Source organism: Kribbella yunnanensis, assembly GCF_039529655.1.
GTDB lineage: Bacteria > Actinomycetota > Actinomycetes > Propionibacteriales > Kribbellaceae > Kribbella > Kribbella yunnanensis.
This window is the reverse complement of sequence record NZ_BAAANF010000004.1, coordinates 320,600-344,403: the sequence shown is the minus strand read 5'-3', so window position 1 is coordinate 344,403 and position 23,804 is coordinate 320,600. Positions and strand designations below refer to the sequence as shown.

The 23,804-nt window shown below is 67.9% G+C and carries 24 protein-coding genes; 12 read left to right on the top strand and 12 right to left on the bottom strand.

The annotated features are described in order from the left end of the window. Nucleotides 1-82: 82 nt before the first annotated feature. Nucleotides 83-1,447 (bottom strand): DHA2 family efflux MFS transporter permease subunit, encoded by a 1,365-nt coding sequence (locus tag ABD231_RS08570; protein ID WP_344147713.1) that lies wholly within the window; start codon nucleotides 1,445-1,447, stop codon nucleotides 83-85. Nucleotides 1,448-1,540: 93 nt separating this feature from the next. On the opposite strand from ABD231_RS08570, the gene ABD231_RS08565 reads away from it, so the two are divergent. Beyond that, nucleotides 1,541-2,128, top strand: a complete 588-nt coding sequence (locus ABD231_RS08565; protein ID WP_344147710.1) for a TetR/AcrR family transcriptional regulator — start codon at nucleotides 1,541-1,543, stop codon at nucleotides 2,126-2,128. A 60-nt stretch (nucleotides 2,129-2,188) separates the two neighbouring features. Here the strand turns inward: ABD231_RS08565 and ABD231_RS08560 are convergent, their stop codons facing one another. The 3 genes from ABD231_RS08560 to pepN form a co-directional block, all read right to left on the bottom strand. Beyond that, on the bottom strand, nucleotides 2,189-2,602 hold the full coding sequence (locus ABD231_RS08560; RefSeq protein WP_344147707.1) for a hypothetical protein: 414 nt from the start codon (nucleotides 2,600-2,602) through the stop codon (nucleotides 2,189-2,191). Nucleotides 2,603-2,841: 239 nt separating this feature from the next. Then, nucleotides 2,842-4,269, bottom strand: coding sequence for a septation protein SepH (gene sepH, locus ABD231_RS08555; protein ID WP_344147704.1), 1,428 nt, complete (start codon nucleotides 4,267-4,269; stop codon nucleotides 2,842-2,844). 209 nt (nucleotides 4,270-4,478) lie between these two features. After that, nucleotides 4,479-6,935: an aminopeptidase N gene (pepN, locus tag ABD231_RS08550; RefSeq protein ID WP_344147701.1), complete on the bottom strand. Its 2,457-nt coding sequence runs from the start codon at nucleotides 6,933-6,935 to the stop codon at nucleotides 4,479-4,481. A gap of 34 nt (nucleotides 6,936-6,969) precedes the next feature. Between pepN and ABD231_RS08545 the strand changes: the two genes are divergently transcribed. The 4 genes from ABD231_RS08545 (at nucleotide 6,970) to ABD231_RS08530 (ending at nucleotide 10,881) form a co-directional block, all read left to right on the top strand. Beyond that, nucleotides 6,970-7,914, top strand: coding sequence for an aldo/keto reductase (locus tag ABD231_RS08545; protein WP_344147698.1), 945 nt, complete (start codon nucleotides 6,970-6,972; stop codon nucleotides 7,912-7,914). After that, on the top strand, nucleotides 7,911-8,663 hold the full coding sequence (locus ABD231_RS08540; protein ID WP_344147695.1) for a YaaA family protein: 753 nt from the start codon (nucleotides 7,911-7,913) through the stop codon (nucleotides 8,661-8,663). Before ABD231_RS08545 ends, ABD231_RS08540 begins: the two co-directional genes overlap by 4 nt. 105 nt (nucleotides 8,664-8,768) lie before the next feature. Further along, a complete protein-coding gene (locus ABD231_RS08535) occupies nucleotides 8,769-9,389 on the top strand; it encodes an HNH endonuclease family protein (protein WP_344147692.1) in 621 nt (206 codons plus the stop codon). A 91-nt stretch (nucleotides 9,390-9,480) separates the two neighbouring features. Then, nucleotides 9,481-10,881, top strand: a complete 1,401-nt coding sequence (locus ABD231_RS08530) for an APC family permease (protein ID WP_344147689.1) — start codon at nucleotides 9,481-9,483, stop codon at nucleotides 10,879-10,881. Here the strand turns inward: ABD231_RS08530 and ABD231_RS08525 are convergent. Then, nucleotides 10,823-12,022: a Cmx/CmrA family chloramphenicol efflux MFS transporter gene (locus tag ABD231_RS08525; protein ID WP_344147686.1), complete on the bottom strand. Its 1,200-nt coding sequence runs from the start codon at nucleotides 12,020-12,022 to the stop codon at nucleotides 10,823-10,825. The genes ABD231_RS08530 and ABD231_RS08525 overlap by 59 nt on opposite strands. Nucleotides 12,023-12,136: 114 nt before the next feature. Here ABD231_RS08525 and ABD231_RS08520 point away from each other — a divergent pair, with 114 nt between their 5' ends. Continuing rightward, nucleotides 12,137-12,751, top strand: a complete 615-nt coding sequence (locus ABD231_RS08520) for a rhomboid family intramembrane serine protease (RefSeq protein WP_344147683.1) — start codon at nucleotides 12,137-12,139, stop codon at nucleotides 12,749-12,751. On the opposite strand, the gene ABD231_RS08515 is transcribed toward ABD231_RS08520, so the two are convergent. Continuing rightward, on the bottom strand, nucleotides 12,743-13,663 hold the full coding sequence (locus tag ABD231_RS08515; RefSeq protein WP_344147680.1) for a threonine/serine dehydratase: 921 nt from the start codon (nucleotides 13,661-13,663) through the stop codon (nucleotides 12,743-12,745). The genes ABD231_RS08520 and ABD231_RS08515 overlap by 9 nt on opposite strands. A 25-nt stretch (nucleotides 13,664-13,688) precedes the next feature. Between ABD231_RS08515 and ABD231_RS08510 the strand changes: the two genes are divergently transcribed. Beyond that, entirely contained in the window at nucleotides 13,689-15,557 is a 1,869-nt protein-coding gene (locus ABD231_RS08510; RefSeq protein WP_344147677.1) for a propionyl-CoA synthetase, read from the top strand. A gap of 92 nt (nucleotides 15,558-15,649) precedes the next feature. On the opposite strand, the gene ABD231_RS08505 is transcribed toward ABD231_RS08510, so the two are convergent. Beyond that, nucleotides 15,650-16,423 carry an alpha/beta fold hydrolase gene (locus tag ABD231_RS08505; RefSeq protein WP_344147674.1) on the bottom strand — a complete coding sequence of 258 codons (774 nt, stop codon included), beginning with the start codon at nucleotides 16,421-16,423 and terminating at the stop codon, nucleotides 15,650-15,652. A gap of 36 nt (nucleotides 16,424-16,459) precedes the next feature. On the opposite strand from ABD231_RS08505, the gene ABD231_RS08500 reads away from it, so the two are divergent. Both ABD231_RS08500 and ABD231_RS08495 read left to right on the top strand, forming a co-directional pair. Next, complete coding sequence (locus tag ABD231_RS08500; RefSeq protein WP_344147671.1) at nucleotides 16,460-17,110, top strand: SDR family oxidoreductase; 651 nt, start codon at nucleotides 16,460-16,462, stop codon at nucleotides 17,108-17,110. Between the two features lie 30 nt (nucleotides 17,111-17,140). Then, nucleotides 17,141-17,566 carry an OsmC family protein gene (locus ABD231_RS08495; RefSeq protein ID WP_344147669.1) on the top strand — a complete coding sequence of 142 codons (426 nt, stop codon included), beginning with the start codon at nucleotides 17,141-17,143 and terminating at the stop codon, nucleotides 17,564-17,566. Here the strand turns inward: ABD231_RS08495 and ABD231_RS08490 are convergent. The 3 genes from ABD231_RS08490 to ABD231_RS08480 all read right to left on the bottom strand — a co-directional run bounded on the left by ABD231_RS08490 (nucleotide 17,547) and on the right by ABD231_RS08480 (nucleotide 20,066). Continuing rightward, entirely contained in the window at nucleotides 17,547-18,332 is a 786-nt protein-coding gene (locus ABD231_RS08490; RefSeq protein ID WP_344147666.1) for an SDR family oxidoreductase, read from the bottom strand. The genes ABD231_RS08495 and ABD231_RS08490 overlap by 20 nt on opposite strands. Beyond that, entirely contained in the window at nucleotides 18,332-19,168 is an 837-nt protein-coding gene (locus tag ABD231_RS08485) for a hypothetical protein (RefSeq protein WP_344147663.1), read from the bottom strand. Before ABD231_RS08485 ends, ABD231_RS08490 begins: the two co-directional genes overlap by 1 nt. Before the next feature lie 61 nt (nucleotides 19,169-19,229). Then, the gene (locus tag ABD231_RS08480) at nucleotides 19,230-20,066 is read right to left on the bottom strand and encodes an LppU/SCO3897 family protein (RefSeq protein WP_344147660.1); all 837 of its coding nucleotides are present in this window, start codon (nucleotides 20,064-20,066) and stop codon (nucleotides 19,230-19,232) included. A 137-nt stretch (nucleotides 20,067-20,203) separates the two neighbouring features. Here ABD231_RS08480 and ABD231_RS08475 point away from each other — a divergent pair, with 137 nt between their 5' ends. The 3 genes from ABD231_RS08475 (at nucleotide 20,204) to ABD231_RS08465 (ending at nucleotide 22,060) form a co-directional block, all read left to right on the top strand. Next, on the top strand, nucleotides 20,204-21,154 hold the full coding sequence (locus tag ABD231_RS08475) for a helix-turn-helix transcriptional regulator (protein ID WP_344147657.1): 951 nt from the start codon (nucleotides 20,204-20,206) through the stop codon (nucleotides 21,152-21,154). Continuing rightward, nucleotides 21,147-21,437, top strand: a complete 291-nt coding sequence (locus ABD231_RS08470; RefSeq protein ID WP_344147654.1) for a DUF1905 domain-containing protein — start codon at nucleotides 21,147-21,149, stop codon at nucleotides 21,435-21,437. The genes ABD231_RS08475 and ABD231_RS08470 overlap by 8 nt, the downstream gene beginning before the upstream one ends. Nucleotides 21,438-21,505: 68 nt before the next feature. Further along, a complete protein-coding gene (locus tag ABD231_RS08465) occupies nucleotides 21,506-22,060 on the top strand; it encodes a cysteine hydrolase family protein (RefSeq protein ID WP_344147651.1) in 555 nt (184 codons plus the stop codon). Here the strand turns inward: ABD231_RS08465 and ABD231_RS08460 are convergent. Together ABD231_RS08460 and ABD231_RS08455 are read right to left on the bottom strand one after the other, a co-directional pair. Next, nucleotides 22,050-22,709: an HAD family hydrolase gene (locus tag ABD231_RS08460; RefSeq protein ID WP_344147648.1), complete on the bottom strand. Its 660-nt coding sequence runs from the start codon at nucleotides 22,707-22,709 to the stop codon at nucleotides 22,050-22,052. The genes ABD231_RS08465 and ABD231_RS08460 overlap by 11 nt on opposite strands. 19 nt (nucleotides 22,710-22,728) lie before the next feature. Further along, nucleotides 22,729-23,583, bottom strand: coding sequence for an aldo/keto reductase (locus ABD231_RS08455; protein ID WP_344147645.1), 855 nt, complete (start codon nucleotides 23,581-23,583; stop codon nucleotides 22,729-22,731). Nucleotides 23,584-23,804 lie beyond the last annotated feature (221 nt).

The following is a 23,804-nucleotide window of genomic DNA, read 5'->3' as shown; positions in this document are numbered from 1 at the left end:
TCTCCAGGTGGCGGTCCGGAAGCGCACAGGGGCAGGCGCCGATAAGTTAAACCAAGCGTGTTACTAATTCAAGACCTCGGAATCAGGCCGCCCTGATCCGCCTCGGCAAGGCCAGCGCCGGTACGGCGGCCAGGGCGGTGAAGGCGATCGCCCAAGCGAAACTGCCGGCATAGGCGCTCGCCGGACTGTGCCCGGAAAGCCACGTCTGCAGGATGACGGCCAGCGCGGCCGCGCCGACAGCACCGCCGAGCTGCTGGACGATGCGGGTCATGCTGCTGGCGTCCGGAATCTGCTCCGGTCGCAGATCGCCGAAGGCGCCGACCATGACCGACAGGTTGACCGCGCTCAGGCCGGCGCCTCGCACGACCAGGCCGATCGCCAGGACCCAGTACGCCGTACCGGGTATCGCGAACGGGAGTGTGCCGATCACGGTCAGGGTGACGCCGGCCAGGACGACCGGTCGGGGTCCGAGGCGGTCGGACAACCCGCCTGCGGCTCGCGCGAGCAGACTGCCCAGTCCCTGCGGCACCAGGAGCAGGCCGGCAGCAACGACGGACGCACCGCGCGCCTGCTGATAGAAGAGCGGCAGCAGGAACATCGCGCCGTACAGGGCAGCGCCGGTCAGGAAGAGCAGAGCTGTCGAGGCGGCGAACGAGCGGGTCCGGAACAGGTTCAGGTCGATCAGCGGATGCTGGGGGTTGCGTGCGACGTAGGCGATGAGCAAGGCCGCGCCTGTGATCATCGGGACGAGTACGTCGAGAAGCGCGAAGCCTCCGTCTGGTCCGGTCCGGGTGAGGCCGTAGATCAGGGCGGCGACGCCTGAAGACATCAGCAACAGGCCGGTCAGATCCAGTCGGCGGACGGCTGCTGGCTCGTCGGCCGGGAGTACACGGATAGCGAGGGCGATGGCGGCGAGGCAGATCGGGATGTTGATGTAGAAGATCGACCGCCAGCCAAGGTGGCCGACGAGGAGTCCGCCGACCGCGGGTCCCAGGATCGGCCCGACTAGTGCGGGCAGAGTGACGACGGCCATCAAGCGGCCGAGCTGTTCGCGGTCCGCCGCTCGCATCAGCAGGGTCTGCAGGGTTGGCAACATCAGTCCGGCGCCGACGCCTTGCACAATGCGGAACGCGATCAGTGCGCCGGCGTTCCAGGCCAGTCCGGACAGGACTGAGCCGAGCAGGAACAGTGCCAGTGCGACGATCCACAGTCGTTTGGCGCCGAAGCGGGTCGACGCCCACGCGGTCGCCGGGATGACGACGGCCAGGGCCAGCAGGTACGCCGTACTGACCCATTGGAGCGTGGCGACACCGGCCTGCAGTTGGGCGCCGAGGGTGTGGATGGCGACGTTCACGATCGTGCTGTCGAGCAGTGGTGCCAGGGCGCCGAGAACCAGGACGGCGGCGAGTTTCAGGACCGCCGGGTCGAGGCGATCGGTGGGTGTCATGAGTCCTCCTCAATAAGAGACGTGGCGTCTCTCATGGTCTTCACGGTAGGCTGCGTGAATAAGAGACGCAAGGTCTCTTGTGGAGGAGTGCTCATGGACCAGATGCAGCGGCGCCGCGGTGCCGCGCTGGAGAGCGCGTTGCTGGATGCCGCGTGGGACGAGCTGCTGGAGTCGGGCTATGCGCGGCTGACGATGGAGGCAGTCGCCGCGCGGGCGCAGACCGGTAAGCAGGTCCTGTATCGGCGTTGGCAGAACCGGGCGGAGCTGGTGGTGGCGGCGATGCGGTATCGGACCGGTTCGATCGTCGAGGACGTGCCGGACACCGGCGGTCTGCGCGGCGACGTCCTCGCCGTGCTGCAACGGATGGCAGACCGCTTCGCGGCACTCGGGCCGGAGGTGATCCACGGCTTGCTGGCGGAGGCTCCCGATGTGAGCCCGGAGATCATCGGCCGGATGAGCGGCGTGATGACGACGATCGTGGAGCGGGCGGCGGAGCGCGGTGAGCTCCCCTCGGCCGAGCTACCGCCCTCGGTGTTGCTGGCGCCAACCAACCTGCTGCGTCATCAAATGCTGCTGACCCGGGAACCGCTGGACCCCGCAACGCTCACGACGCTGGTCGACGACGTCTTCCTGCCGCTGGCCGGGGCTCGGACCCCACGGCCATCACAACTGCGCGAGTAGGACGACCGCACGCCTGAGTCGTCGCTGATCTGCCAATTGTGATGGCGTGCAGGTCCGGGGTCAGGCGACGCCGACGAGCTCGCGGGCCGGGGCCTGGAGGTCTTCGAGGAGAGTGAAGAAGTGGGTGGCGGCGTCGGCCAGGCGTAGAAGGCCGGCTTCGTGGTGCTGCCAGCCGAACTGGAGTTCGCCGTCGATGGTGCGCTCGTCGGTGGGTACGGCGTACCGGCTGAGGGTGACGCGGGCCGGGCCGGTCTGCGGGTGGTGGTCGCCGCAGCCGCATTCGGCGGCGATGGTGATCGCGGTCAGCGCTTCGGCGGGGTAGTGCTGCAGTTGCAGCGTGGTGCCGCGCGCGGTGAAGCGGGCGATCGTGGCGTCAGGCAGCTGGACGAGCAGTTCGACCGGCACGGCGTGGGAGCCGGGCAGCAGGCGAAGGCCGCGGGACGCGAGAAGATCGGCGAAGGCCGGGAGATTCATGGGTGCAGGATCCTGTGGGTGCTGGTGTCGGCGGGCGGGCCTCGGAAAGGGCAGGGCCTCGTGCGCCGGAGACGGCGCGCGTCAGCGACAACAACAGCAACAACACAGCAGGTTCTGCATGCGGACGATCATGGCAGAGCCTGCGCCGGACGACAACACCGTCCGCGATCTGGGACAACTGTCCGTAAGAACAACAAACCCGCACCCCTTGGAGGGTGCGGGTTCGTCGGGTGTTCGGGTCAGTCGGCCTTCTTGCCGAACATGATCTCGTCCCAGCTCGGCACGCTCGCACGCTTCGAACCGCGCCGGGCGGGCTTCTTCTTGGGCTCCTCCACAGGTGCCGCCTCGGCAGCTGGCTCCTCAGGCAGTTGCTCCTGAGCAGCAGGCTGGCTGGGCGCCGGGGCTGGCGGCTGCTCCTCAACCGGGCGCGCAGGCGGCCGCAGCTCGGTCGGCCGAGGCTCGGCGGGACGCGATTCGGTCGGACGCGTCGGCGCAGGTGCAGGTCGTGTGTCGGCTGGGCGTGCAGGAGCCGGACGCTCGTACGACGGCGGGGCCGACGGCTGCTCATTGCGGGGCAGCTCCGGCTCGAACTCGGGTACGTGCCGGGTCGGCGGGGGACCGGCGGGGCGCTCGGGTGCGTTGCGGGACTCCGGGAAAGCAGGAGGCGCATCTCGCCGTTCGGTGAACGGGTTCGACGGGGGTGCGGCGCGCTCCTCCGGAGGAGCAAAAGCCGCAGACTCCGCCGGCGGTTGCGCCGGCCGCTCGACCGCGCGAACCGTCGGGTGCAACGCCGGCGGCTGCTCGATCGGTACGTCGATCAATGTCGGCTCTTCATCCGGGTTCGGCACCGAGTGCACCCGCCGCGGACCACGCTCCGCCTCCCGCGAAACCGGCTGGTTTCCAGCGCGGCGCGGAAGACTGATCGTGTCCTCGAACCCGGCCTCGTAAGAATCCGCACCATGATCCGGCGCGACCGACAGATCGATGTCGGCGACAGCCGCCAGTCGTCGCTCACCAACCTGGTGAACAGGCTGCACCGGCGGCGGCAACACCTGCGCCTGCTCGCCGACCAGCCAGCGCGCCTCGTCGTCGTCCGGGACCGCGTAGCGACCCGGAGCGTCGTACGCGAAGAGCGCGATCTTCTCTTCCTTCTGCTCGGAATCCGGGTCCGAGAGGTCTTCGGCCTCGACGAAGTACGAGACGCGGACCTGCCAACGGCCGTCGTCGCGCCGCCAGGCATCCCAGTCGGCCGTGGCCGGGTCGACGTGCCGGGTGCGCAACCGCTCGGTCACCCACGCACCGAGATTGCGGGTCGGCGCGTCGGCTCCACCGCGACGTCGTACTGAGGCACGCTGGGCGAGGTTCGCGATGTGGTCGCGCTCGGCCAGGACCGGGCCGGCGAACGCCATCACCCGTTCCATCGGCATCTGGGCAACGGCCGCGACCGCCTCGGGACTCTCCCCGGCACGGATCCGAGCCTGGATGTCTCGTGGGCGCAGCGCGCTCTCCATTTGAATCTCCAGCTGGCCGAGTCGGGCACGGTCGCCGCGCAGGGCCGCACGCAACCGGTCGTCGACCGGGACGGCGAACTCCTCACCCGTCTCGGGCATTGCCAGGATCAGCTGTGTGCCGTCCTGGCTCAGACCGACGAGCCTCGCCTCGCGCATTGCCTTTGTTCTCCTGTGCGGTTCTCTAGAGTCTCTCCCGGGACGGGGGCCTGACCAAAGACCGGCACGCCGTACCGGTCGGTCATTGTGGAGATTACGTCACGAAATCACCTTCATGCTGCTCACCAGGGCCCTTATCGTCACATCAGTCACATTAGTCACAACCCGCCGTGACTGCGACGACACGGGACCCTGGTCAACATTACGAATCAGACGCCGTACGCCGATCGCACGGCCAGCGCGCGCTTCACATCGTCAGCGCGGTCGCCCACCGAACGCCGGATCCCCGCCGCAACCGAGTCGTCAGCGACCAGATCCGCGGACCGCGCGACGACCTGCTCGTCGATCTCGAACCGCGGGAAGCTCCGGCTCGCCGAGGAGGCCACGACCCAACCGGAGCGCAACTTCTCGGTACCGGCGATCTCGGCGAAGTAGCGATCGACGTACGACGCCGTGAGCTCGCGCTGCGCCGGGTGCCAGAACCCTTCGCAGGCCGCGTCGAGTTCGTAGTTCGTCAGGTCGCCGTCGGTCATGATCAGCGCCCACGCCTTCTCCTTCGCGGCCGGCGTCGGCAGCGACGCGCGGCAGCGGATCGCGTGCTCGCGACCTTCGGAGGACGCGTCGCGCTGAAGCTCCGCGTCGATCTCGGCGTCGCCGATCGCGCCGAGCCGGGCCAGTTGCAGCGTGACGAGCCAGCGCAGGTCCGCGTCCATCGTCACGCCCTCCGGTACGCCGTCACCCGCAAGCCAACCCTGGAGTCGCGCGACGTCTGCGCTCTGGCGGGCGTACGCACGGACGACTCCCAGCTGGAGGCTGGAACCGGCCGGCAGATCGGGCAGCCGGTCCGCGAGGACCTTCTCGAGGCGGGCGCGGTTCTCCTCGTACGGCAGGTAGCCGCCCAGGAGGTGCGAGCGGGCCCACTCGGTCATCGTGCCGACGCCGATGTCGCTGCTCTCGCCGGCCAGCATCCCGAGCAGGATGTCGAAAGCCAGCCGAGGGTCGAGCTCGCCGTCGGCGGCCGAGTCGCGGATGCTGTTCAGTACGACGGCCCGGGTGACGCCGTCGGTGATCTTCGGCAGTACCGCGGTGAGGTTCGCCAGGCTGTCGGCGTCGAGCCGGATCTTGGCCCAGGTGTCGTCGCCCGCGTCCGGGATGACCACGAGCGTCGACGGATCCAGCGGTACGTCGACCTCGTCCGCGTCGACCACGACATCGACGATCGTGGCGTTGCCATCCGCGTCGTACCCGCCGACCGTCAGCTTGTGCGGCCGCTGCGCCGGGAACTGCTCAGGCGCCGTACGGCGAAGTTTGATGCCGTCCGGCGTCCGAACCGCGCGGATGGTGTCGAGGCCCGGTGTCCGCAGCCAGTGCTGCGCCCAGGTCTCGATGTCAGTCGCGCCGGCCTCGGTCCACTTGGCGAGCAGGTCGCCGAAGGTCGCATTGCCGAACTCGTTGGCCCGGATGTGCGCGATGACGCCGGACAGGAAGACGTCATCACCGAGGTAGTTGGCCAGCTGCTTGAGCACGGCCGCGCCCTTGGCGTACGAGATGCCGTCGAAGTCGTCGAGTGAGGCGAGCGCGTCCTTGACCGGGTCGGCCGCGACCGGATGCGTCGACGAGCGCTGGTCGGCCTGCAGACCCCACCACTTGCGGATATAGGCGAAGTCGATCCAGTTGTCCTGGTAGTCGGTGGCCGTGGTCGAGACGCGGTGCGCCATGTACTCGGCGAACGACTCGTTCAGCCACAGGTCGTTCCACCACTTCATGGTGACCGTGTCGCCGAACCACTGGTGAGCCATCTCGTGCACGATCGTCCGGGCCCGGCCGCTGCGCTGCTGGTCGGTCGCGGCCGAGCGGAACACCATCGGGTCGCGGAACGTCACGCAGCCCGGGTTCTCCATCGCGCCGGCGTTGAACTCCGGCACGAACGCCTGGTGGTACTCACCGAACGGGTACCGGTAGCCGAACATCCGGTGGTACTCGTCGAAGGACTGCTTGGTGACCCGGAAGATATCCGCGGCCTCGCGGTCCAGCGCTTCCTTCAGCGACTGCCGCGCGACCACGCTCAGCGGGATCCCGTCGTGCTCGTCGGTGATCTGGTGGTACGGCCCGGCCACGATCGTGACGAAGTACGTCGACAGTGGCATCGTCTCGGCCAGCTCCCAGCGACCGGGGGAGACCTGCGTCGCCGCGCCGTTGCCCAGCACCAGCCACTCGGTCGGCGCGGTCACCTTCACCCGGTACGGCGCCTTGAGGTCGGGCTGGTCGAAACACGCGAAGACCCGCGGTGCCGCGTCCAGGAACGACATCCCGTAGGTGTAGACGAGACCGTCGGCGGCGTCGACCGCGCGGTGGATGCCCTCACCGTCGTGGGTGTAGGCCATCGTCGCGACGACGACCAGTTCGTTCGAGGCCTGCAGCCCGGTCAGCTCGAGCCGTCCGTCGTTCAGCCCGGCCACGTCGACCGGTACGCCGTTCAGCGTGACCGACAGCAGTTCGTCGGGTTTCACATCGACCCAACTGTCCGGTTCGGTCGCTGTGAACCGGACGGTGGTGGTGGAGCCGAACGTTCGCTCGCCCCGGGTGAGGTCGAGATCGACGTCGTACGACTGGACGGAGAGTGCGGCGGCCCGGGTACGGGCGCCGTCGACGGAGAGACTCGGCATGTCGGCAACTGTATGCGGTAGCTAGGCTCTGCACATGAGCACGATGGAGTACCGGCAACTGGGTGACTCCGGCCTCACGGTGAGTGTGGTCGGGTTGGGCTGCAACAACTTCGGGCGCAGGCTGGACGCGGAGCGCACCGACGCGGTGGTGAACGCCGCGATCGACGCCGGGATCACGCTGTTCGACACCGCCGACATCTACCGTGGCGAGCACGGCTTCAGTGAGGAGCTGCTCGGCAAGGCGCTCGGCTCGCGTCGTGACCAGGTGGTGCTGGCGACGAAGTTCGGCGGCGACATGCACGGCGAGAACGGCCCCGACTGGGGCGTGCGCGGTTCGCGGCGCTACATCCGGCGTGCGGTGGAGTCGAGCCTGCGGCGGCTGGGGACCGACTGGATCGATCTGTACCAGTTGCACTTCCCGGACCCGGTCACGCCGATCGAGGAGACGCTGGCCGCGCTCACCGAGCTCGTTGCCGAGGGCAAGGTCCGGTACGTCGGCAGCTCGCAGTTCGCCGGCTGGCAGGTAGTCGACGCCGACTGGGCCGCGCGGACCGGCGGTCACGCGCACTTCATCAGCGCCCAGAACCAGTACTCGCTGCTCGAACGCGATATCGAGGACGAACTCGTCCCCGCCTGTGAGCATCTCGGGATCGGCATCCTGCCGTTCTTCCCGCTCGCCTCCGGCCTGCTCACCGGTAAGTACAAGCGTGGCGAGGACGCTCCCGAAGGCGCCCGCCTGGCGACGCAGCCCGAGCGGCTGGCACGCGCCGACTTCGACAAGATCGAGGCGCTCGAGACCTTCGCGGCCGAGCGGGACCTGACCATGATCGACGTCGCGATCGGCGGCCTGGCCGCTCAGCCCGCGGTCGCCTCGGTGATCGCCGGTGCCACGACACCCGAGCAGATCGCTCAGAACGTCGCCGCCGGTACCTGGGACCCCACACTTGAGGACCTCGCCGTACTGGACGACCTGACGTGACCCTGATCCTCCTGCCACCGTCCGAAGGCAAGACCGGTCGGTCCCGCGGCCGTGCCGTCGACTTCGGCTCGCTGTCGTTCCCCGAGCTCAATCCGGTCCGCGAGCAGGTCCTGGAGACGCTGGCCAAAGTGTCCGCCTCCGAGGACGCGTACGGCGTGCTGGGTGTCGGCGCGTCGCTCCAGGCCGAGGTCGATCGCAATACGCGCTGGCGCACCGAGCCCGCCGTACCGGTCTCTGAGCTCTACTCCGGTGTCCTGTACGACGCTCTGGGCTACTCGACGTTGTCCGCCGGCACGAAGCGCCGCGCGGCGAACCGCCTGCTGGTCGTGTCCGCGGCATGGGGCGCACTGCGCCCGGCTGACCGCGTACCGCCGTACCGGCTCTCCATGGGTACGACGCTCCCCGGCCACGGACCGCTCGCCGGCGTCTGGCGCGGCCCGCTGTCGACGGCGCTCGGCCACGACGGCGTCATCGTGGACTGCCGTTCCTCCACCTATGTGGCAGCTTGGCGGCCCGCCGATGCCACGAAGTGGGTGTCGGTCAACGTGGTGCGCGAACGAGACGGCGTACGGACGGTTGTGTCGCACATGGCCAAGCACACACGCGGCCTGGTCGCCCGGCACCTGCTGGAGTCCGGCAAGGACCCCGGTACGCCGAAGGCTTTGCACAAGCTCGTGAGTGAGCGCTGGAACGCCGAGCTCGAGCCGGCGGCGTCGGGCTGGACGCTGACTGTGGTCGAGCGCGACTGAGCGTTCATTCGTCTTTCATCGCACGGTGGTTTCCGGTGCAGGCGCGCCGGGGAAGGCTTGAGGGCAGCACGTCAGGGGGGATCCGCCCTTCGGAAGGCCTGACTGATGCGACGTCCTACCGCCCTACTCATCTCCGCCATCGCGGTCTGGGTGCTCTCTTCGATCCCAGCCTTCGCCTCTCCGCCGACCCCACCGAGTGCCGGTACGGCGACCACCCAGTTGAACGGCCTGACCGTGAAAGCCGAGGGTTCGAGCTCCGGGTACTCGCGGGACAAGTTCCCGCACTGGCACACCGTGTCCGGCACCTGCGACACCCGCGACGAAGTCCTGAAACGCGACGGCACGAACGTCACCGTGGACAGCCAATGCGAACCGACCGGCGGCCGCTGGTACAGCGTGTACGACGCGGTTTGGGTGACCGATGACTCGTCCATCGACATCGACCACATCGTCCCGCTGTCCGAGGCCTGGAAGTCCGGAGCGAGCGGCTGGACCACAGCGAAGCGCGAGCAGTTCGCCAACGATCTGAGCATCGCGCAGCTCATCGCGGTCACGGCCTCGAGCAACCGCTCCAAGGGCGACAAGGATCCGGCCTCCTGGAAGCCGACCAACTCTTCGGTGCATTGCGTCTACGCCCGCGAATGGATCTGGGTGAAGCACACCTACGGCCTGTCGCTGCAGTCCACCGAGAAGACCGCACTGCAGAGCATGCTCGCCACCTGCTGACTGGCGTCTTCAGGCCATTACGCGCGTGCACGCCCACTTTGGCCTTCTTGATGGGAGCATGTCCTCTACGCTCCGATCTCAGGGAGGCACGATGAGTGAGACGACGGCGGTATCCGACCGTCCGGAACTGAAGCGGGTGATGGGCCCCGGGCTGTTGCTGCTGTTCGTGGTCGGCGACATCCTGGGCACCGGCGTGTACGCGCTGACCGGGAAGGTGGCCGGGCAGGTCGGCGGCGCGGTCTGGCTGCCGTTCCTGTGCGCGTTCGTCGTGGCGCTGCTGACCGCGACCGCCTACCTCGAGCTCGTCACGAAGTACCCGAAGGCCGGTGGTGCGGCGGTCTACACGCACAAGGCGTTCGGCATCCACATCCTGACCTTCCTGCTCACCTTCGCGGTGATGTGCTCCGGTCTGACCTCGGCCTCCAGCGCGTCGAAGGCGTTCTCGGCGAACTTCTTCGTCGCCGCCGGCATCGGCAAGGGGCACGGTACGGCGCTGATGATCACCGCGCTCGCGTTCATGACGCTGATCGCGCTGGTGAACCTGCGCGGTGTCGGCGAGAGCGTGAAGGCGAACGTCGTACTGACGTGTGTCGAGCTGACCGGTCTGCTGATCGTGATCGCGGTCGGCGCCTGGGCACTGCTCAACGGCGACGGCAACACCGCGCGGCTGACCGAGTTCAAGGTGCCGGAGGGGGAGACGGCGTTCGGTGCGGTGACGGCCGCGACCGCGCTGGCGTTCTTCGCGATGGTCGGCTTCGAGGACTCGGTGAACATGGCCGAGGAGACCAAGGACCCGGTCAAGATCTTCCCGAAGATGATGCTGATCGGCCTGAGCATCACCGGCGTCATCTACGTGGCCGTCGCCATCTCCGCGATCGCGCTGGTGCCGCCGGACAAGCTGAGCTCCGGCGACGCGCCGCTGCTCGAGGTGATCAAGGCCGGTGCGCCGGGCTTCCCGCTCGAGATCTTCGCCTGGATCACCATGTTCGCGGTGGCCAACTCGGCGCTGATCAACATGCTGATGGCCAGCCGCCTGCTCTACGGCATGTCCCACGAGAAGGTCCTGCCGGGCCCGCTCGGCCGCGTCCTGCCCAAGCGCCGGACGCCGTACATCGCGATCTTCTTCACCACCGCGCTGGCCTTCGTCCTGATCGGGTACGCCGACCTGACGGCTCTCGGCGGTACGACGGCGTTCCTGCTGCTGTGTGTGTTCGCGATCGTGAATGTCGCCGTACTGGTGCTGCGCCGGGACAAGGTCGAGCACAAGCACTTCAAGGCACCGACTGTGCTGCCGGTGATCGGCGCGGTCCTGTGCGTCTATCTGGCCAGCCCGCTGTCCGGGCGGGCGACGAAGGACTACAAGATCGCCGGCTGGCTGATGCTGCTCGGCATCGCGCTGTGGGCGGTCACCTGGTTGCTGAACAAGTACGTGTTCAAGCGGAAGGCTGACTTCGACCCGTCACACCTTGACCCGAGTGGTCCGGTGAACTGACCGGCAGATAGGCCGCCACCACGACCGTCGCGAGGGCCGTGAGCCCGGTGCCGACCGCGATCCAGCCGAGGGAGCGATACCCGGCCCCCGCGTTGATCGCGATCCCGCCGAGCCACGGCCCGAGCGTTATGCCGATGTTGAACGACGAGAAGTTCGTCGCGGTCGCCAGGGTCGGTGCGTTGCCGGCCAGGCTGAACACGCGGGCGTTGAGTGCCGGGTTCACCGCGAAGCCGAAGCCGCCGAGCAGGAAGATGGTCGCGACCGCCACGACCGGGCTGCCGGCGGTGAGCGCGAGCACGGCCGACAGCACGACCAGCCCGCTGATCCCGGTGAAGAGCGTGTGGAACGGCATCGCGTCTGCGGTCCGGCCGCCGAGCGCGATCCCGATGAACGACCCGAGCCCGTAGAGCGCGAGCACACCCGGTACGGCGCCTGGCGGCAGCCCGGTGGTCTGGATGAGCAGCGGTGCGAGGTAGCTGAACACGACGAGGATCGACGCCGTGACCAGTGCCGTCGTTGCGAACGCGAGCCACAACCGCGGGCTTCGTAGAGCTCTGAGCTCCTCTCGCAGCCGAGGCGCGGCGGCCGGATCCGGTCGGCCGGCGGGAATCGTCCGGACGATGCCGACCATCGCGAGCAGGCACAAGCCGGCGACCGTCCAGAACGCGGCCCGCCAACCGAGGTGCTGACCGAGCACGGTCCCGATCGGCAGACCGACGATGGTCGCGATCGTTAGACCACCCGTGACGATGCTCATCGCGCGCGCCCGGCGGTTGGTCGGAACCAGTGCCACGACTGTGACTGCGGCGACCGACCAGAACCCGGCGTACACGAAGGCACCGATGATGCGGGTGGCGAGCAGGACGGCGTAGTTCGGGGTGAGCGCGCCGGCGATGTGGGTCAGCGCGAAGATGCCGAGGAACAGCAAGAGCGCCGTACGGCGGGACCATTTGAGTGTCAGTACGGCGAGGATCGGTGCGCCGAGCAGCATGCCGAACGCGAACGCCGAGATCAGCAATCCCGCGGCTGGGATCGATACCCCGAGGTCCTTGGACAGCTCGGGTAACAGTCCGGCGAGCATCAGCTCGGACGTTCCCTGCGCGAAAATACTCAACCCAAGCACGTAGACAGCGACCGGCATCGCGTTTCCCCCAAGCCCCACTCGTCAGCCACCTTGAGTATCCCAGAGATCACGCTGCGCTGTCGCCGCGCCCGCCGAGTCCTGAGACTTGGTCCAGTACGGCATCGTGGTGACATGAGCTTTCAGACACCGGCGAAGCGGACCGGGCGGACGGTCGACACCTCCCGGATCGGGAGTGGACTGAAGCTGCTTGCCGCGCTGATCGGGCTGATGTGGCTCAGCGAGATCGTCGACACGGCATTGAACGGCCGCCTCGATCAGTACGGGATCATCGCCCGCGACCCCGAGGGACTCGTCGGCATCATTACCTCGCCGTTCCTGCACCTCGGATTCGGCCACCTGATCTCGAACACGCTTCCGCTCGTCACCCTCGGCGCCCTGATAGCTCTCAGCGGCGCCGCCCGCCTCGCCGCAGTCACCGCCGTCGTCGCAGTGATCGGCGGCTTCGGCACCTGGCTGATCTCACCACCCAACACGATCACCATCGGCGCCAGCGGCGTCGTCTTCGGCTACGCCGCCTACCTGGTCGCCCGCGGCATCTTCAACCGCCGCCTCACCCAGGTCCTCGTCGGCGTCCTGGTGATCGGCGTCTGGGGCAGCGCCCTGCTAGGCGGCCTCCTGCCCCAAGACGGCATCTCCTGGCAAGGCCACCTCTTCGGCGCCGTAGCCGGCATCCTCGCCGCCTGGCTCCTAGCCGACGACAAACCAAAGGTGGGGCGTTCAGCCTAGGGTTGCGGGGTCGGTGTTCGCGCCGCAGACCAGTACGACGACGCGTTCGCCGGCGGCGGGTTGGTAGACGCCTGAGTCGAGGGCGGCAAAGGCTGTGGCAGCACCATGCTCGACTGCCAGGTGGTAGTCGTGCCAGAGCTTGCGGCGGGCTGTGATGATCGCTTCCTCCTCGACCAGCAGGGACCCGATGCCTTCCCGCTGCGCAACCGCGAATGCGATATCCCCAAGCCGACGCGAGCCAAGCGAATCTGCCGCGACACCACCGACCGGCCCGTCGACCGGCTGACCAGCCTCCAGCGCGCGATGCAGATCGGGCGCGAGCACCGGCTCGACCCCGATCACCTTGGCCCGGTCGCCAACCCCGGTCGCGATCCCGGCGACGAGACCACCACCGCCGACCGCGACCAGCACGGTGTCGAAGGCGTCAACCTGCTCCAGCAGTTCGAGTCCGATCGTGCCCTGACCGGCGACGATCTCCGGCTGGTCGAAGGCATGGACGAGCAGCGCATCGGTCTCGTCGCGAGCAATCAACGCAGCCGCGTAAGCCTCGGCGTACTCGTTCCCGACCTGAACCACCTCCGCGCCGAGAGTGCGCAGCTTGGCGACCTTAGGCGCCGGCGCATTGACGGGGACGAAGATCCGCGCCGGTACGCCGAGCTCGCGCGCGGCGTACGCGGACGCCAGGCCCGCGTTCCCACCCGAGGCCGCGACAACGCCCTGCCCGGTCAGCTGCCCGTTCTCCTTCGCGAGCAGCAACCGGTTGAACGCACCCCGCGGCTTGAACGAACCGGTGTGCTGCAGCAACTCGAGCTTGAACACGACCCCCGGTGACACCTCGATCACCGGAGTACGCCGTACCCGTCCGCTGATCCGCTCTGCCGCCGCCCGCACGTCCTCGACATTTACCGTCATGCGTCAACCCTGCCACGATGCTGGCATGGGTGCGTATGACGAGAGTTACCGGCGGAGCCTGGACGACCCGGAAGCCTTCTGGCTGGAGGCGGCGGGGGCAATCACCTGGACGACGAAACCCACTCGCGCGCTCGACGACCGAGCCGCACCGCTCTACCGATGGTTCCCCGACGCGGCGCTCAACACGTCGTACAACTGCCTCGACAGGCACATCGAAGCCGGCCACGGCGACCGGGTAGCGCTCATCCACGACTCACCGGTCACCGACAGCTCGACCTCAGTCACGTACGCCGAACTTCGCGACAAGGTCGCCCGGTTCGCCGGAGTGCTCGCTGGGCTGGGGGTCGGCAAGGGTGATCGGGTAATCATCTACATGCCGATGGTCCCCGAGGCAGTCATCGCGATGCTCGCGTGCGCCCGGCTCGGCGCGATCCACTCAGTCGTCTTCGGCGGCTTCGCCCCGAAGGAACTCGCCGCCCGCATCGACGACGCGACACCGCGGGTGATCGTGTCCGCCTCCTGCGGTATCGAACCGACGCGCGTGGTCGAGTACAAGCCGATCATCGACGAGGCCCTGACACTCAGCACCCATCAGCCCGACCACACGATCATCCTGCAACGCCCCGCCGTACAGGCTGAGCTCGGTGAACGCGACCTCGACTGGGCCGCGCTAGACGCTTCGCAGGCCGATCCCGTCCCCGTCGCGGCGACCGACCCGCTGTACATCCTGTACACGTCCGGTACGACCGGGAAGCCGAAAGGCGTTGTCCGCGACAACGGCGGCCACGCGGTCGCCCTGGCCTGGTCGATGCGCGCGATCTACGACATCGGCCCGGGTGACGTGTGGTGGACCGCCTCCGATGTCGGCTGGGTGGTCGGCCACTCCTACATCGTCTACGCGCCACTCCTGGTCGGCGCGACGACTGTCCTGTACGAAGGCAAGCCCGTCGGTACGCCGGATGCGGGCGCGTTCTGGCGGGTCATCGCCGAGCACGGAGCCAGCGCTCTCTTCACCGCGCCGACCGCGATCCGCGCCATCAAGAAGGTCGACCCGGAAGCCAAGCTGGCTGCCGGCTACGACCTGAGTCGCCTGCGCACCCTCTTCCTCGCCGGGGAACGCCTCGACCCAGAGACCTACCGCTGGGCCCATGAGCACCTCAACGTCCCGGTCGTCGACCACTGGTGGCAGACCGAGACCGGCTGGCCGATCGCCGCGAACCCCCGAGGCCTCGAACCGCTACCCACCAAACCCGGTTCGGCCACCGTCCCGGTCCCCGGCTGGGACGTGCAGGTCCTGGACGGTGCCGGCGAGCGGCAGCCGGCGGGGGAGGAGGGCTCGATCGCGATCAAGCTGCCGCTGCCACCCGGCGCGCTCCCGACGCTGTGGGGTGACGATCAGCGTTATGTCGACAATTACCTCACCCGGTACGACGGCTACTACCTCACCGGCGACTCCGGCTACCTCGACGAGGACGGCTATGTCTTCGTGATGGGCCGCACCGACGACGTCATCAACGTCGCCGGCCACCGCCTCTCGACTGGAGCCATGGAGGCCGTCCTGGCTGCGCACCCCGCCGTCGCCGAGTGCGCGGTCATCGGAGTCCACGACGCCCTCAAGGGTCAGCTCCCACGAGGTCTCGTCGTCCTCAAAGCCGGCGCCGACATCGACCCCGACGTCCTCCAGGCCGAACTCGTCGCCGCGGTCCGCCGCGAGATCGGCCCGGTCGCCGCCTTCCGCGACGTCTCCATCGTCGACGGTCTCCCCAAGACCCGCTCCGGCAAGATCCTCCGCAAAACCATGCGCGGTATCGCCGACGGCCGCGACGAACCCGTCCCCTCCACCATCGAAGACCCCACCGTCCTCGACGCCCTCCGCCCCATCCTCCGGGGGTAGGCGGACACCAGGCCCATCACAACTGACCCTCACCGGCCGGCACCCGCGGGAGCACCCGCGCGGCAACCAATTGTGATGGCCTTTGGGGTCCGCTACCCAGCCTGCAGGAACGCCAGCGCGAGCGGACTAGCCACCGCTCGGTACTCGTGGAAGTACGCGTGGCGGGCGCCGTGGATGATCTCGGCGCGCGAGTTCGGGATGCGGTCGGCCAGGAGCTGGGCGTTGGCGACCGGGCTGAAGATGTCCTCGGAGCCGTGCAGGATCAGCGTCGGCGCGGTGATCTCCGGCAGCTGCTCCCAGGCTTCGTGCTTGTTGCTCGCGACCAAGTGCCGACCTTTCGCGTACGGCGGCATGTCGCGATCACCGAGAACCGGGTACGGACCGGGATTCGTTGCCCGCCACTGCGGCGTGTACATCAGGTCGACGAGCACCCGCCCACCCCGAACCGGGTCGGCGAGCGCCCGGCGAAGTTCCTGACTGCGCTCATACCCGTGCGCCGGACCAGGCGACGTACAGCCGAGGATCAGCCGGTCGAGCCGATCCGCGTGGTTGATCGCAACCCACTGCGCGACCCGCCCGCCCATCGAGGTCCCGTACACGTGCGCGCTCGGCAGACCGAGTTCGTCGAGGACCGCGATCACGTCCTCGGCGAAACCGGGGGTGCTGTAGACCTCATCGGGTTTGTCGCTGATCCCGGTACCGCGCCAGTCCAGTGTGATCGTCTGGTACGCCGCTTCGAAGTCGCCGCGAACCGGGTCCCACCAGGTGTGATTGTTCGACTGACCGGCCAGCAGGACCAGTGGTTGCCCTGCGCCACTGACCTGGTAGCCGATCCGGACACCATCAAGTGCTGTTGCATACGGCACCCGCCCAGTCTGCCCGATGCGAGCTAGGCTGCGGGCATGCGAGTCGTGATTGCAGGTGGACACGGGCAGATCGCTTTGCGGTTGACCAAGCTGCTGAGTGGCGACGGACACGAGGTGGTCGGGCTGGTCCGGAACCCCGATCACGAGGCCGATATCGCCGCGGCCGGCGGACAGGCCGCCGTACTGGATCTGGAGCAGGCCGAGACCGACGCAGTCGCCGCCGTACTGGCGCAGGCTGATGTCGCGATCTTCTCGGCGGGCGCGGGTCCGGGCAGCGGGAACGACCGGAAGGACACCGTGGATCGAGGCGCGGCCGCGTTGTTCGCGGATGCGTCCGAGCAGGCCGGTGTACGGCGGCACATCCAGGTCAGCTCGATGGGCGCCGACCGGGCGGACACGCTGACCGGTGACGAGTCGTTCACGATCTATTTGCGCGCGAAGAAGGCGGCCGAGGACGATCTGCGCGGCCGCGACCTGGACTGGACGATCCTCCGGCCGGGGCACCTGACCAACGACCCCGGGACCGGGCAGATTTTGATCGCCGACCAGACCGGTAACGGCAGCATCAGCCGGGACGACGTGGCGCTGACCCTGGCCGGGCTGTGTACGGCGACGGCCTCGATCGGCCGCATCCTCGAACTCGTGACCGGAGACACCCCGGTCGACGAAGCACTCGCGAACCTCTGACGTTGCCGCGGGCAACAGATTGTGATGGCTATGGGCGACTCTCTGCGTCAGGTCGGCTTCGAGCGCCTGGCGAACAGCAGCTACCGGGTGACCAACGACCGCGGCGGCAGCATCACCGTCGGTTCGGGCGGGGAGGACACGGACTTCACGCCGGTCGAGCTGCTGCTGGCCGCGATCGGGACGTGTTCGGCGATCGACGTCGACGTCGTGGTCAGCCGGCGGGCGGAGCCGACCGAGTTCAGCGCGGTGGTTCGCGGTGACAAGATCCGTGACGCCGAACAGGGCAACCGGATGGAGAACCTGGCGGTCGAGTTCACGATCCGGTTCCCCGAGGGTGAGGACGGCGACAAGGCCCGCGAGGCGCTGCCGCGCGCGGTGAAGATGTCGCACGACCGGCTCTGCACGGTCAGCCGCACCGTCGAGCTCGGCACGCCGGTCACGACCGAGGCGGTCTGAGGAATTCACTCACCGGACGCAGCCTGGTGCTGAGCACCTGCTGCGTCCGCGCGCTGTCGAGCCGGATGTGCGAGACCGCACCCGGCACCGCCGGAAGTGCTTCGGGGTTGAGGCCGTCCCGGATCGCGATCAATCGCCCGAGCTCCAGCCGGCTGACCGCTTCAGGCCCGGCCACGTGTACGACGCCCGTGCGCTCCGATGGCATCAGCTCGAGCAACGCGGTTGCGAGGTCGGTGACATGGACGGGGCAGCGGATGTTCTCGGCGAACAACGCTCCGGGCGCTCCACCGGCCAGCGCGTGAGTCAGCCGCTCCGATTCCGACTGCCCCTCGGAGCCGACAATCAACGACGTACGGGCGATCAGGGCATTCGGGTGGATCGCGCGGATCGCGGTCTCGGCTGCGGCCTTCGCGGCGCCGTACGGGTTGGTCGGGCAGGGCGCGGCATCTTCGTCGTACCGGTCGGGTCCGCTGCCGAACACCGCATCGGTTGAGACGAAGACGAGCCTGATGTCGCGCGCGGCGACCGCGAGGTTGGCGGGACCGTCTGCCGTCGTGACCCAGTCGTCCTGCTTGAACGCTGTGTGGATGATCGCGTCCGGCCGCACTCGCTGGATCACTGCCGCGACCTCGGCGCGGTCGCGGACGTCGAGGCGTACGCCGCCGTCGACCGGCGTCGAGTGATAGGTCGGTACGACGTCGTGGTCCGCCAGCTGGACGACTTCGCGTCCGAGCAGGCCGGCCGCGCCGGTGACCAGGAGCCTCATCAGCTCAGCTTATGGCGCTCCAACCGCCAGCCGACGGTTCGCATGGAGCGGCGGACTTCCGCGACAGTCCGGATCTTGCGCGGCCCCCACCACACCTGTGACGGCTTGTGGAAGATCCAGCCGTCGCCGATGGTGATCGCGGCGTGCTGGACGAGACCCTCGTGGGTTCGCCAGACGAAGACGGTTCCGGGATCGTTGTCGCGGCCGCCCCGGACCGTGTGGGCGGCGAGCCACTCCTCGAACGGTTCGCGCTGCATCCAGACCGACTCCGCACCTTCGACTCCGGTGGCGGCCATCACGGTGCCGAAGCAGTTCGGTCCGCTGCCGTCGGGGAAGGTGCCGGCGAGTTCCTTGACGCGGGGGAGCGAGGCGGGCCAGTTGGTCACCTCGGTGTGCCGGCTCGCGTCGTACTCCTCGTTGACGATCTTGAGCAGGACCTCGGCCTTGTGCTCGGCGAGCAGGGACTTCCACCAGACGAAGCGGTGACCGTCGGCCTGGGCCTTGAGCTCGGGACCGAGCAACCCCTGCCACTTGCGGACGGTCGGCACCGAGTTGCGACCGTGCCGTACCTGCGCCCGGACCAGCTGAGCGCGAATCGGCTTGTCGAGGGCGGCGAACTGCGGTTCGCTCAGCCACGCGATCACGGTCGCGGTCGAGTCGACGGCGTACGTCTGGAAGGTGTCGCGGTCCTCGCGGCTGGGCTCGCGGTCGTCGTTCTCGAACCCCCAGGCTTGCGCCTGCTCCGGGGTGAGGAAGAACGGTTGCTGGTCAGGGGCGAGCCAGCCGGCCCATTTGTCGAGGAGTGACGGCGGGACGTCGATACCGAGAGCTCTCACGCGGGTCACCCTGACACATCGGCGCCTTGGGGGCCCGGCCTTTTCAGCCGGGCCCGTCAGGTCACTTCGCGCCGAGACAGAGCGTGTAGCGGGTGTAGCGCTCCCGCACCGTGTACGACGCCTCGTAGCCGGGGAACTGCTCACATCGGCTGTCGTCGGTGGTGTTGTCCAGCTTGCCGACGATCCGGTACTGCGCCTTCGCGTCGCCGCAGTCGACGACATCCACGTCCGGGTCGGAGTCGGAGCCGCTGTTGACGACGCACTGGCCGACGGCGGCCTCGTTCGTCGACGTGGTGGTGATGTTGCCGATCACGATCGCCGCGATGATCGCGATCGGGACGAGCAGCACGAAGACCTGCGGTCGCTTGAACAGCGGCTTGCCCGGGTCCATCGGCGGGCGCTGACCGGGCTGCGGCTCGGGCAGCTGCTTGAACTTCTGCGCCGGGCCGAGGTTGGACAGCATCACGAACGGCGTCACGATCGCCGAGCCGATACCCCACCAGCCCTGGACCATGGTCTTCGCGGTCATGTCGCGCACAGTCGCCGTACCGCAGGTCTTGCAGAGCGGACCGGTCAGCTTGAGCCAGCGCATCACGATCAGCATGCCCTGGTGACCGCGCACGGTCGCGTCGACCGCCGGGAAGCCACCGCAGAACCGGCACGTGCCCGGCTGGTACTGCGCCTGCTGCGGGAACTGCTGCTGCGCTCCCGGCTGTGCGTACTGCTGCTGGTACGGACCCGGCTGCTGCTGTCCGTACGGCGCCTGTGGCTGTCCGTACTGACCGGGCTGGGGCTGACCGGGCTGTCCGTACTGGGGGAACTGCTCCGGCGGGGGGCCGTAGTTGCCGGGCTGACCCGGGTACGGGTTCTGGGGTGGTTGGGGAGGGGATGTGGTCACGAAAACTTCCTGGGACTAGAAGCTTGAAAACGAACTCCCGAACCTTACTCACTGCCGGAGTCCACTTACCTTCTCGGTTAGGCTTTTGCACCGGACGACCTCCTTCCGGAATGGCGGTCTGCTGTCGAAGGGACGCGATGGCACACGACGTGAGCCCCACGGCGCGGACACTGACCGTGCTCGAGCTGATCCAGAACCGCCCCGGCATCACCGCCGAGCAGTTGGGCGACAAACTCGGCGTCTCCGAACGTGCCGCCCGCCGGTACGTCGCGATCCTGCGCGAGGCCGAGATCCCGATCGAGTCCGTCCGCGGCCCGTACGGCGGCTATCGCGTCGGCCGCGGTCTGCGGCTACCGCCGCTGATGTTCAGCACCACCGAGGCTCTCGGCCTGGTGATGGCCGTCCTCGAAGGACCGCGCGGCGCCGATGATCCCGTGGAGAGCGCTCTCGGCAAGATCATCCGCGTTCTCCCCGAACCGATCGCCCGCTCCACCGACGCCGTCCGCAAGGTCAGTGCCCGCGCCGCCGACCCCGGCATCCGCACCCCCGAGCCGGCCATCACCGCAGCCCTGGTCGCCGCCAGCACCGAACGCCGCCGCGTCGTCGTTGACTACGCCCTCGCCCCCGACCGGGTCACCCCGATGGAGGTCGACCCGTGGGCAGTCGTCGTACGGCGAGGTCGTTGGTATCTGTTGTGCTGGTCCCACGCCAAGGATGCGCAGCGTGTCCTCCGCATAGACAAGGTCCAAGGTGTAGCGGAGACCGGCGCCGACTTCTGCGCCCCCGACGACCTGGATCCACTCGCCGTCGTCGAAGAACACCTGGCCAAGAACTGGAAATACCCGATCGAGGTCATCATCGACGCCCCGATCGACCAGGTCCGTCACCGCATCGCCCGCAGCATGGGCCGGCTGGAAGCGATCACCGAAACTCAAACCCGCCTACTGGCCAGCACCGACGAGCCGGCGTGGTACATCGGCAAACTCGCCGAAATAGACGCCCCCTTCCGAATCCTCGGCTCCCCGGAAATGCAGGAAGCCTCCCGGAACCTGGGCCAACGATTGCTGGAGGCAAGTAACAGTGCGTGAGCTCGAGTTCACCGGCGAGATCTGGTTCTGGCGCGGCCCGGCCCCCTGGTACTTCATCACCGTCCCCGACGAAGAATGCGCCTACCTCGAATCCGAGTCCGGCTACGTCAGCTACGGCTGGGGAATGATCCCAGTCACCGCCGAAATCGGCACCAGCACCTGGGACACCTCCCTCTTCCCCAAAGACGGCAACTACATAGTCCCCATCAAGGCAGCCATCCGCCGAGCCCAATCCCTCGACGACGGCGACACCCCCCTAGTCCGCCTCCGCATCCGCGCCTGAAAAACTGTCGGACCTCCCAGCTACCGTCTCCGACATGCACTACTTGCTCGAGTTTGAGGAGAGTTGAGATGACCACGCTGTCTGACCGGCCGAATGCGGCGCTGTTGGTGATTGATGTGCAGAACGGAGTTGTGGCCGGGGCGCATGAGCGGGATCAGGTTGTTGCGAACATCAACACGGCGATCGACGCGGCCCGCACGAACGGCGTACCGGTGGTTTGGATCCAGCACTCGAGTGAGCACTTGGTGAAGGAGAGCGAGGAGTGGGAGTTCGTGCCTGAGCTCAAGCGGGAGGCTTCCGAGGCACTCGTGCCGAAGACGTTCCCGGACTCCTTCGAGGAGACCGACCTTGAGTCCGTCCTGGCAGCCGGCGGGATCGGTCGGGTCTTCCTCACCGGCGCGCAGACCGACGAGTGCATCCGCTCAACGCTGCACGGCGCGATCACGCGCGGCTATGACGTCACCCTCATCTCCGACGCGCACACCACCGAGGACATGTCCGAGTACGGCGCTCCGACGCCGGACAAGGTCATCGCGCACACCAACCTGTACTGGCAGTACCACCGAGCACCAGGCCGCACGGCCGGCATCCAATCAGCCGCGGAACTGTCCTTCACCAGCTGAGCTCGTCCAGGCTGGCGATCCGCCGCACACCGACATCGGCGTGCTGACCGGACCTCGCCAGCAGGACAGCCCCCATACCGACAGCGAGTGCTCCGTCGATGTCGTTCGTCAGGGAGTCGCCGACCATCAGCGCCTGATCGGGCTCAACCCCGATCAGCGTCAACGCCTGCTGGAACGCCCGCGGGTCGGGCTTGCCGGCGGGCAACTCCTCCGACGAGATGAAACGGTCGATCTCCGCGGTCAGCCCGAAGCGATCGAGTTTCTGCTGCTGATGCGCCGTGTTCCCGTTGCTGAAGATCACCACCCGCAGCCCGGCGGCGCGAGCCCGTCGTACCGCCGGGATGGCATCGTCGAACAAGCGCCACCCAGCCTCATACCGCCACAGATACCCGTCGAAGATCGCATCGATCTCCGTGTCATCGGCGTGCAGACCGAGGAACTCCCGCACCCGAGCACGACGCTGCTCGTCGAACGTCAACTCCCGCCGCTGATACCTCCGATAGTGCCGCTCAGACACCGCAGCCCAGCGCTCAGCAACATCCGGCCCCTTGATCCCATACTGCGCAGCCCACTCGACGACCGCCCGGGCCGCCGCGCCCTCTTGCTCGACCAGGGTCCCGTCCAGATCGAACAACACAACCTTGAGCACGCGGCGACCTCCGGTTCGGTTAGCTAGACGGTACGGCGTCGAGCGTGGCGATGTCGGCGGGGGAGAGGTGGATGAATTCGGCGGTCAGGTTCTCCTTCAGGTGCGGGACACTGCTGGTACCGGGAATGGCGAGCATGTGCTCACCCCGGCTCAACGTCCACGCGAGACGGATCTGCGCCGGCGTCGCCTCATGCGCCTCGGCGATCTCCCGAACCACGTCAGGTGAGTCGACCCCACCCGTCTCCCGAGACGCACCGGCCAGTGCGAAGTACGGGACGTAGGCGACACCCTGCTCGCCACACAGCCGGACGAGCTCGTCATTCACCCGTCCGAACCCCACGCCGTACCGGTTCTGCACGGCGACCACCGGCGCAATCTCCTGCGCCTGGGCAAGATGGTGCACCTTGATATTCGACAGTCCGAGTCCACGGATCAGTCCCTTGTCCCGCAACTCAGCCAGTACGCCGAAGTGCTCGGCGACCGACTCCAGTCCCTGCTGGCGCAGGTAGACCACATCGAGCGTCTCCCGTCCGAGATCACGCAGCTCCCGCTCCACCAGTCCCGGCAACTCGTCCGGCCGAGCCAACGGCCCGTCCAGTGCCCTGACCTTCGTCGCGATCACCACGTCCCCGTCGTACGACGTCAACGCCTCCCGCACAACCTCGTTCGCCCACCGCAACGACTCCATCGCCCGCACGTCGTCGGACGGCGAAGTCGTCGGATAGAACGCCGCCGTGTCCAGATGATTCACCCCCAGCTCCACCGCCCGCCGGACCAGCGCGACCGCGCTCGCCCGGACCTCGCTCCCGGATCCCGACCCCGCCAGCCGCTTCGTACCGAACCCGACCCGCCGCACACCCTGCCAAAACTCCACGGACTTGCACCTCGCAATTTCAGCTGATATGTTTATTGATAGGAATGCATTTCCATTCCATTTGGGCATTCGCTCAGAATAAACCAAGAATTGATTCCGGTCCACCTTTGACAGGTGGATTTTTTCTTGCCCCAGCTCGGTCCCGGCCCGGTCCCTGGCCGGCGGATCCCCAGCCCACTTGTGACTTTTCGGCGCTTCGTCGCGTCTCTATAGGTAGAGGC

Coding starts and splice junctions, on each gene's coding strand:
- ABD231_RS08570 (WP_344147713.1), bottom strand. CDS start 1,447: ATGACACCCACCGATCGCCTCGACCCGGCGGTCCTGAAACTCGCCGCC.
- ABD231_RS08565 (WP_344147710.1), top strand. CDS start 1,541: ATGGACCAGATGCAGCGGCGCCGCGGTGCCGCGCTGGAGAGCGCGTTG.
- ABD231_RS08560 (WP_344147707.1), bottom strand. CDS start 2,602: ATGAATCTCCCGGCCTTCGCCGATCTTCTCGCGTCCCGCGGCCTTCGC.
- sepH (WP_344147704.1), bottom strand. CDS start 4,269: ATGCGCGAGGCGAGGCTCGTCGGTCTGAGCCAGGACGGCACACAGCTG.
- pepN (WP_344147701.1), bottom strand. CDS start 6,935: ATGCCGAGTCTCTCCGTCGACGGCGCCCGTACCCGGGCCGCCGCACTC.
- ABD231_RS08545 (WP_344147698.1), top strand. CDS start 6,970: ATGAGCACGATGGAGTACCGGCAACTGGGTGACTCCGGCCTCACGGTG.
- ABD231_RS08535 (WP_344147692.1), top strand. CDS start 8,769: ATGCGACGTCCTACCGCCCTACTCATCTCCGCCATCGCGGTCTGGGTG.
- ABD231_RS08530 (WP_344147689.1), top strand. CDS start 9,481: ATGAGTGAGACGACGGCGGTATCCGACCGTCCGGAACTGAAGCGGGTG.
- ABD231_RS08525 (WP_344147686.1), bottom strand. CDS start 12,022: ATGCCGGTCGCTGTCTACGTGCTTGGGTTGAGTATTTTCGCGCAGGGA.
- ABD231_RS08520 (WP_344147683.1), top strand. CDS start 12,137: ATGAGCTTTCAGACACCGGCGAAGCGGACCGGGCGGACGGTCGACACC.
- ABD231_RS08515 (WP_344147680.1), bottom strand. CDS start 13,663: ATGACGGTAAATGTCGAGGACGTGCGGGCGGCGGCAGAGCGGATCAGC.
- ABD231_RS08510 (WP_344147677.1), top strand. CDS start 13,689: ATGGGTGCGTATGACGAGAGTTACCGGCGGAGCCTGGACGACCCGGAA.
- ABD231_RS08500 (WP_344147671.1), top strand. CDS start 16,460: ATGCGAGTCGTGATTGCAGGTGGACACGGGCAGATCGCTTTGCGGTTG.
- ABD231_RS08495 (WP_344147669.1), top strand. CDS start 17,141: ATGGGCGACTCTCTGCGTCAGGTCGGCTTCGAGCGCCTGGCGAACAGC.
- ABD231_RS08490 (WP_344147666.1), bottom strand. CDS start 18,332: ATGAGGCTCCTGGTCACCGGCGCGGCCGGCCTGCTCGGACGCGAAGTC.
- ABD231_RS08475 (WP_344147657.1), top strand. CDS start 20,204: ATGGCACACGACGTGAGCCCCACGGCGCGGACACTGACCGTGCTCGAG.
- ABD231_RS08465 (WP_344147651.1), top strand. CDS start 21,506: ATGACCACGCTGTCTGACCGGCCGAATGCGGCGCTGTTGGTGATTGAT.